Genomic DNA, 1099 nt, shown 5'->3' with positions numbered 1-1099 from the left:
ATGATTGCAGAGCGTTTCCTTGGTGAACCCTGACCCTTGTTTAAAAACTCTGTAATGCCTGTAGGGCACGGTATACAGGAAGGCCGGATTTCCCTTGTAAGTACTGTATATTCCCACGTGTCATTTCGCCAACGGTGTGCGCCACCTTCTCTTCATAATGCCTGGGCGGCTTCTCTTCTGTTGCGGGTTCACCCCAGCTCTCGGCACGCCCAAACAGCGTTTGAAAGCTCATGTTATCCAAATGGGCGACGAGACCGGTCACCATCGCCTGTTTCCCTTTTTCTACCCAGCTACGGCCGTTTTTCAAGCGCTTGGCAAAAACACTCATCGTTCCCTCCGCACTCCCCATGGGACGCATATCCTCCGTATCTATGCCTTGGGCCTTCAGCCAGTTGCGGTAATCGCCCAACGCCTCCGGATACTGTTCCAGCTGCTGGATCAGATCGTTTAAACGGTCTTCCTTTGCGTTGCTTCCCAGAGTGCCCACCGCACTGTTCAATTCAACCAACAGGTCCTCCCCGTCCCAAGCTCTGAAAGCTTTTCTCACGTTGTTCAAGCGGGGATGTTTGCGGAACAGGCCACGCAACTCCCGAGCCACATGAAAGCGGTCAATACAGAAGAACGCCCGGTTCCGAAAGTGCTTACGACAGGCCGTTATCCACCCAGCGCCATCGCCATTAATGACTAGTTTGTGCACGGTGGGGTCGTACGCATAGTTATCGATTAGAAAGTCCTCAAAGGCTTCCCAGAACGGCTTTTTCCCACGGTAGACAAAATGGCGTTTGTCTTTGAGTCGAACACGTTTCCCATTTTTCTCCCAACCCTGGTGCACCGCTACGATCTTCTCCTCTTTGCCCCGTATTCCTTTTTCCTGATGTTTCACGAACAGTCCGTCAACCTCAGCGAACAGCACTGGGCGGTGAACGGGTTCACGGGCTTTGGGAAGGGCTCTGATCTCCAACAGATGCCGTCGGATCGCTTCATGGCTGATGACCCGATAGCCTAAGAGGTTTTCCAGAGTCTGGGCGGCTTTTCGGTAGGAAGGACCCTGGACCGCTAGTTGGATGGCCGCTTCCTCAACCATCGGGCTTAAGTGACC

1 protein-coding gene is annotated in these 1099 nt (G+C 53.4%); it reads right to left on the bottom strand.

The genetic code is table 11. The features are described 5' to 3' along the window. Nucleotides 1–40: 40 nt before the first annotated feature. Nucleotides 41–1099, bottom strand: a 1059-nt coding sequence (locus IEX81_RS16475; protein WP_188805342.1) for an ISLre2 family transposase, incomplete at its 5' end; no start/stop codon positions are given.

This window comes from Sporolactobacillus putidus, from assembly GCF_014647035.1.
Lineage (GTDB): Bacteria > Bacillota > Bacilli > Bacillales > Sporolactobacillaceae > Sporolactobacillus > Sporolactobacillus putidus.
Note: the sequence above shows the minus strand (reverse complement) of the source record. Positions and strands in the feature narration are given on the sequence as shown.